The sequence below is a fragment of the Endozoicomonas sp. ONNA1 genome (genome assembly GCF_024606325.1).
Taxonomy (GTDB): domain Bacteria; phylum Pseudomonadota; class Gammaproteobacteria; order Pseudomonadales; family Endozoicomonadaceae; genus Endozoicomonas_A.
On record NZ_JAHHPN010000305.1, the window covers coordinates 1 to 6,706 of the forward strand.

Below are 6,706 nucleotides of genomic sequence, written 5' to 3' on the forward strand. Positions count from 1 at the left end.
GAGTAACGTCACCGCTGCCAGAACCATCATACTGGCGACAGCAGCCTTGTTATTCAGAAATCGTCGGCGGGCATCGGCCCAGAGGCTGCGCCCTTCAATCTCCAGCCGCTCGTTGGCAAGCTGTTCGGAAAAGTTTTCCACAGCCTTGTGGCTCTCATTTTTCACCATGTTATTCACAGTGCCGCTTTTCAAGGAAATAGACGCCATGGTTTAACTCCCCACCCTGATTTTTGGATCGATCAGCCCGTAGAGGATATCGACGATAGCGGTGAACAGAATGGTCAGTGATCCGATGATGATAGTCAGTCCCAGTACCAGCGAGTAGTCTCTGTTCAGTGCACCATTAACAAAGTGCTGACCCATGCCGGGCAAGCCAAACACGGTTTCGATGACCACTGAGCCGGTAATAATGCCGACGAAAGCCGGACCCAGATAAGAAACAACCGGCAGCAGTGACGGTTTCAGGGCATGTTTGAGAATAATGTGATGCCTTGGCAGACCCTTGGCCCGGGCAGTACGAATAAAGTTGCTGTTCAGGGTTTCAATCATGCTGGAACGCATGATACGGGCTATTGCCGCTACATAAAGAATACCCATGGCAGCAACGGGAAGAATCATGTTCTGCCAGCTACCATCGTTCCAGCCACCCGCTGGCAGCCACTTCAGGCTGATGGAGAAGATCAGTACCATCAGCGGCGCAATCACAAAAGAAGGAAGCACGACACCCACCATGGAGAACGTCATAACGGTGTAGTCGATCCAGGAGTTTTGTTTCAGGGCTGCCAGAGTTCCCAGCCCAACCCCCACAATAACGGTGAACAAAAACGCCAGTGAGCCAATGGTCAGGGAAACCGGGAAGCTCTGCGCCACCAGTTCGTTAACGGTGTAATCCTTGTACTTGAAAGACGGTCCCAGGTCGCCCTGCAGAAGGTCTTTCAGGTAATAGGCAAATTGTTGCCAGAGCGGCTTGTCGAGGTGGTACTTGGCTTCAAGGTTGGCCAGGATTTCCGGCGGCATGTTGAAATCGCCCGTGAAAGGGCTGCCCGGAGCCATCTGCATCAGAAAAAACGACAAAAGAACGAGAATGAACAGTGTCGGAATGGCAACGCCGATGCGTTTCAGAATAAATATAAACATAGGTACACTCTTTGTTAGTCTTAGACGACTATGTGTCCCTGACTGTATGTAAAACTTGTTTCCATGCAGGAGAGGCAGTCACGAAACCTCTGATTCCCGTGCTTGAGCCCGGGAATCAGAGGTTTGCGACATCCCTCAAGAGCGTGGGAACCAGGGGTTTTCCACGCCAGAGAGATTAATGCTTCTTGATATACAAATCTCTGGTGTAAACGTTGTCCTCAACATTGCTCATGGGGTAACCGCCGACGTGGGGCTTAACCAGTCGGCTGGTTACGTATTGGTAGATAGGAGCGACAGGCATCTCATCAGCCAGAATCTTCTCGGCTTCAGTGTAGAGGTGGGAGCGTTCTTCGTCGCTGGTCACGACTCTGGATTTAGCCATCAGCTCGTCATACATCTCGTTTACAAACTGGGAGTCATTCTGACCGTGGGTGGAGGTATTCAGATCCAGCATGGTAGAGGCTTCATTGTAGTCGCCAATCCATCCGGCACGGGCTACTTCGAACTTGCCGTCGTTACGGGAATCGAGGAAGGTTTTCCACTCCTGGTTCACCAGAGTGACCTTCACACCCAGTGGCTTCCACATCTGGGCAATGGCGATAGCGATTTTCTTGTGAGACTCGTCCGTGTTGTACAGGATTTCCAGCTCCAGAGGCTTGTCCGGGCCGTATCCAGCTTCAGTCATCAGACGCTTGGCTTGTGCATTTCGCTCAGCCTGGGGCATTTTGCTGTAGGCAGTGGTCGGTGGTACAAAGCCGCTGATGGTATCAGGGGTGAAGGTGTAAGCAGACTTCTCACCCTGACCTTTCACGTATTGGGTGATTGCATCACGATCGATGGCGTAGGACAGAGCCTTGCGAACACGAGCATCATCAAAAGGCTTACGTTGAGTGTTAAAGCTGTAGTAGTAGGTACCCAGATATGGGGTTACCTTCACTTCATTGGGGCTCGCCTTTTTCAGGGACTTGAAATGTTCAATAGGAATCACGTAAGTCATGTCCATTTCACCGGCCTTGTAGCGGTTCAGCTCAGGAGTGTTCTGGAGAGGCAGGTAAGTCACCTTGTTGATAACGGTTTCATTATTGTTCCAGTAGTTATTGTTACGCTCCAGAACGATTTTTTCGTTAACACGCCAGTCAGCCAGCTTGTAAGCCCCGTTGGATACCATGTTGCCCGGACGGGTCCAGCTGTCTCCTAACTTTTCAACGACTTTCCGGGGAACCGGAAAAGTGGTCTGGTGAGCCAACATTTTGATGAAGTAAGGAACAGGTTGCTCCAGAGTGACCTGGAAGGTTTTGTCATCAATAGCTTTAACGCCCAGACTGTCGGCTGGCTTTTGGCCTTTGACGATAGCAGAAGCGTTGACGATGGTTGGGATTTCCATGAACCAGGCATAACGGGAGGCTGTTTCAGGATCAACCGCACGCTGGAAAGCAAACACAAAATCGCCCGCTGTTACCGGGTCTCCATTGGACCATTTCGCGGTGTCACGAATTTTAAATGTAAATACTTTATTATCCTTGGAAACAGTCCAGCTTTCAGCTTGCCCCGGGATAGTGTTGCCTTCAGAATCCTGAGTTACCAGACCTTCAAACAGATCTTTGGTGATGTTAGAGCCTGGAACACCTTCCACTTTCTGAGGGTCGATAGAGGCAGGTTCTGAGCCGTTCCCGCGAACCAGTTCCTGGACCTGTGCCAGTTGTGTGCCTGCCGGGACGACAGCGGCGCTGGCGCTGGTGGCTGCCATGATGCTGGCGGCCAGAGTCAAAGCCGGAATGCCGACCAGTTTCAGAGCCTTGAATGGCTTCTTCATATTCTTATCCCCTTCATTCGATGACCGGTCTGATAACGGTCAACGCATAATTCTGATTGGAGTTATGGTAATGGGCGGGTGCTGTTGCTGCTGACGAATGTGTCAGAGCAAGACGAGTAACACACGATCCTGTGTATTGCCGTTTTATAACACCTTGTTCAATGATCTCAACCTGAGCGAAGAGTCATCTAATGGTGGTTGTTTTTATTTGATGGACTACTGTCGTCAATTCCGCCGGGCATTGCATTGATCCCGAAAAACAGATTACGGAAATCTTCCCCGACCCTGCTCATCGGCTCTTCGGACTTTGTATTTTTAATACAGAAAAACCGAATCACAACGGGCGGGTAACCGAATATAACTAAAAGTTTTAAAAAGGATCAAGAAGGTTTTGAACGTAGGTGCATAAAAATTGAATCATTCAAAAAGGTAGACTTGTTGAAATTTATAAAAATACAGGTGAATAAACTCGCTTTTCCTTGATATATAGTTATAAATTTTTTTCATAAGGGTGATGCAGTTTTTTTATGCTGGCGAAGTTACACTTTTTTTACAGCGCATCAGGAGATAAGTATTTTACATGGAGGATATAAATAAGGATGATTTTACGAGTTTTGACGTTGGAGGCTGACTTGTGACAGCCTCCAGGCGTTTAGTGGTCAGCTCAGATACTTGGCAATACCGTCCATAAACATTTGCACAGAAAGCATCACCAGAATCATCCCCATCAATCGCTCAATAGCGAATACACCACGGTTGCCCAAGACTCTCATAAATTGATTTGAGCACATCAGGATGGCTGCAGATGCGGCCCAGGCGATCAAAATTGCTGTCACCAGTTTACCCTGTTCTCCCGGATGCTGATTACCCAGCAGAATCAGGGTGGCCAGAATAGAAGGACCAGCAATCAGAGGGATGGCCAAAGGTACGATGAAAGGTTCGCCATCAGGGGAGTCACCCATAATGCCACCACCCCGGCTGGGCGGGAAAATCATCTTGATGGCAATAATAAAGAGGATGATCGCCCCTGCAATGCTGACTGCTTCCTGCCTGAGGTGGAGCACTTGCAGCATGGCATCACCGACGAATAGGAAAATCACCAGAATCAACAAAGCGATCAGCATTTCCCGCATCAGGATTTTGACCCGACGCCTTGGAGGCACAGCTTTTAGAACAGAGATAAAGATTGGCATATTGCCGAGCGGATCCATAATCAGGAACAGCAATATGGCTGTGGAGTATATTTCCATCAGTGCAGCTCAGACTCGAAAATTGGAATAAAAAGGATTAAGCGGGCTTATATCATCTGGCTTTTAAAAAACCAATCCTGATTTGTTGATGTTGGTATGAAAAAGCCCAACCAGTGAAGTCTGGCGAGCTTTTTGGGGAGGGATAAGCTTTGGGAAGTGATCAGTTTTGAGTATTGGGAATCCTCTGACGGATGAGTAACTCAAGCTGATCAAAACGCTCATCGACCTTGTCAAAACGCTCATCGACCTTGTCAAAGCGCTGATCGACTTCATCAAAGCGCTTATCATGTTCATCAAAGCGCTTATCATGTTCATCAAAGCGTTGACGGGTTTCCCTGACGAACTCGTTGTGTTGTTCATCCGCCCTTTTGAACCCTGCGTGGGTAGCTTCTGTCAGTGCGGCTATGCAGGCTTTGACGGCAGCGAGATCCGTCTTCACCTCGGAAACATCTAACTTTAATCCGGTAATATCACTCTGATTAGTGAGTGCAATGTTTTTTATATCTGCACACACCCTGGCCAGACTGTGCACATCTGCGCCAAGATTTTTATGCTGTGCTTCAAGCTTTTCGAGTCTTGCTTCTAAGGACATAAATCATGGAGCCTGTTTAAGTGAATGAAGTCGTCAGCTTAGCAGACCTTTTAACTTGCACAGGCTTAAATAACAAAATTCTTTTGGCTCACCAACAATGCCAATCTGGCCTGTTTATCTTTCATAGGTCCAGAACTCTGTTCAGCGGTTAGGGCACTGAGATTTTCATGGAATTTCTCAGCCTGCTTTTCAGCATTGTAGATTTCCTGATTATCCATTTGGCTGTCTGCGATCCAGTGGGCTTGTTGAGAGGCAGGTCTGTCGATAGGCTTGATAGTTTCGCTCATGGTGAATCTCCCCAAATCATCAACTGATATGGGAAGATTAGGTCTGGTTAGTTCAACCGTCTGTAATACTATGGGCGAAAATGAATTTTAATTATATTAAATTAATCTTTAATAACTTTTTTAAATGCCCAGGTATTCGTCTTTCAACTTCACATAGTTGTTCGCACCGTAAGAGAAGAGAGCTTTCTCTTTTTCACTGATTGGGCGAGCTTTCTGGGCTGGATTGCCTTTGTACACGAATCCGCTTTCCAGTCGTTTTCCCGGTGGCACCAGGCTGCCCGCAGCAACAATGACTTCCTCTTCGACCACTGCGCCATCCATTACCACAGCTCCAATGCCAATCAGGCAACGATTGTGGATCGTGCAGCCATGCAGGGTGACCTTGTGACCGACCGTCACTTCATCACCAATAATCAACGGGTAACCATCAGGGTTGAAAGTGCTGGCATGGGTGATATGCAACACCGAACCGTCCTGGATACTGGTGCGTGAGCCTATGCGGATGCGGTGCATATCTCCACGCACTACTGCCATGGGCCAGACAGAGCTGTCTTCACCAATTTCTACATCGCCCAGGACCAGAGCGGTTTCGTCAATAAATACCCGGTCACCCAGTGTTGGGGTATGACCTCTGAAGGTTCTGATGGAATGGCTTGTCATGGTGTTTGGCTTCTTTGCTCGTAGGTATTGCATTGTCCTTGAAAACCGATAATCCTGCACCCATAGACATAAAAAGAACGTTCAGTTTGGACAATAAACAGCGAGCATCTGAATTATGAGCAACCCACTGCTGGAAACCTGCGAACTGCCTCCCTTTGCCAAGATTAAACCAGAGTATATAAAACCGGCTATAGAGACCATTATTGCCGAGAGTGAGCAAGCGGTAGACGCACTTCTGGCGGATAAAAATCAATCGTTCAGCTGGAAGACTCTTCAGGAACCCATGGACAGTCTGGGTGACAGGCTTAATCAGGCCTGGTCTCCGGTGGGCCACATGAATGCTGTCGTGAATACCGATGAATTAAGAGATGCTTACAATGCCTGTCTGCCTCTGCTCTCTGAATATTCAACACGGCTGGGTCAGAATCAGGACCTCTATCAGGCCTATCTGACGCTGTCTGAGTCAGCAGAGTTCGAAAAGCTGGATAAGGCCCAGAAAAAAGTCATTACGGATAATTTACGTGATTTCAAACTGGCGGGCGTTGCCCTACCCCAAGAGAAAAAAGCCCGTTATGGTGACATCCAAAAACGCCTTTCTGAACTGACCAGCCAGTTTTCCGACAACGTTTTGGACGCCACCATGGCCTGGTCCAAGCTGATGACCGATGAGTCAGAGCTGATCGGTTTGCCTGAATCGGCATTGGCAGGCGCGAAACAGCTGGCTGAGTCCAAAGGACACAGCGAAGGCTGGATGCTGAATCTGGATTTTCCAAGCTATTTCCCGGTGATCACCTATGCAGACAATCGTGAACTGCGTGAAGAGGTTTATACAGCATTCAGTACCCGGGCATCAGATCAGGGCCCGAATGCGGGCGAATTTGATAATTCAGACAACATTAATGAAATTCTCAAACTGCGTCAGGAGCTGGCCGAATTGCTGGGTTTCAACAATTATGCAGAATACTCA

7 protein-coding genes and 1 pseudogene are annotated in these 6,706 nt (G+C 48.3%); 1 reads left to right on the forward strand and 7 read right to left on the reverse strand.

What is annotated here, in order from left to right; genetic code table 11:
- The 7 genes and pseudogenes from KDK19_RS07155 to KDK19_RS07185 all read right to left on the reverse strand — a co-directional run.
- Positions 1 to 207 (reverse strand): annotated as a pseudogene (locus KDK19_RS07155) (hypothetical protein); the annotation flags it as partial.
- Positions 208 to 210: 3 nt separating this feature from the next.
- Positions 211 to 1,137 (reverse strand): oligopeptide ABC transporter permease OppB, encoded by a 927-nt coding sequence (gene oppB / locus KDK19_RS07160; RefSeq protein ID WP_257281612.1) that lies wholly within the window; start codon positions 1,135 to 1,137, stop codon positions 211 to 213.
- 175 nt (positions 1,138 to 1,312) lie between these two features.
- Positions 1,313 to 2,950 carry an ABC transporter substrate-binding protein gene (locus KDK19_RS07165; RefSeq protein ID WP_257281613.1) on the reverse strand — a complete coding sequence of 546 codons (1,638 nt, stop codon included), beginning with the start codon at positions 2,948 to 2,950 and terminating at the stop codon, positions 1,313 to 1,315.
- Between the two features lie 659 nt (positions 2,951 to 3,609).
- Positions 3,610 to 4,200 (reverse strand): YhgN family NAAT transporter, encoded by a 591-nt coding sequence (locus KDK19_RS07170; protein WP_368736448.1) that lies wholly within the window; start codon positions 4,198 to 4,200, stop codon positions 3,610 to 3,612.
- Between the two features lie 160 nt (positions 4,201 to 4,360).
- Positions 4,361 to 4,792: a hypothetical protein gene (locus KDK19_RS07175; RefSeq protein WP_257253377.1), complete on the reverse strand. Its 432-nt coding sequence runs from the start codon at positions 4,790 to 4,792 to the stop codon at positions 4,361 to 4,363.
- 65 nt (positions 4,793 to 4,857) lie between these two features.
- A complete protein-coding gene (locus tag KDK19_RS07180; protein ID WP_257253375.1) occupies positions 4,858 to 5,079 on the reverse strand; it encodes a hypothetical protein in 222 nt (73 codons plus the stop codon).
- Positions 5,080 to 5,199: 120 nt separating this feature from the next.
- On the reverse strand, positions 5,200 to 5,739 hold the full coding sequence (locus tag KDK19_RS07185; protein ID WP_257253374.1) for a gamma carbonic anhydrase family protein: 540 nt from the start codon (positions 5,737 to 5,739) through the stop codon (positions 5,200 to 5,202).
- 115 nt (positions 5,740 to 5,854) lie between these two features.
- Between KDK19_RS07185 and KDK19_RS07190 the strand changes: the two genes are divergently transcribed.
- Positions 5,855 to 6,706: M3 family metallopeptidase (locus KDK19_RS07190; protein ID WP_257291638.1), on the forward strand; the 852-nt coding region annotated here is incomplete at its 3' end.

Bases quoted from the DNA above. Each gene is read 5' to 3' on its own strand.
- KDK19_RS07165 (WP_257281613.1), bottom strand. From the start codon at position 2,950: ATGAAGAAGCCATTCAAGGCTCTGAAACTGGTCGGCATTCCGGCTTTG.
- KDK19_RS07185 (WP_257253374.1), bottom strand. From the start codon at position 5,739: ATGACAAGCCATTCCATCAGAACCTTCAGAGGTCATACCCCAACACTG.
- oppB (WP_257281612.1), bottom strand. From the start codon at position 1,137: ATGTTTATATTTATTCTGAAACGCATCGGCGTTGCCATTCCGACACTG.
- KDK19_RS07180 (WP_257253375.1), bottom strand. From the start codon at position 5,079: ATGAGCGAAACTATCAAGCCTATCGACAGACCTGCCTCTCAACAAGCC.
- KDK19_RS07170 (WP_368736448.1), bottom strand. From the start codon at position 4,200: ATGGAAATATACTCCACAGCCATATTGCTGTTCCTGATTATGGATCCG.
- KDK19_RS07175 (WP_257253377.1), bottom strand. From the start codon at position 4,792: ATGTCCTTAGAAGCAAGACTCGAAAAGCTTGAAGCACAGCATAAAAAT.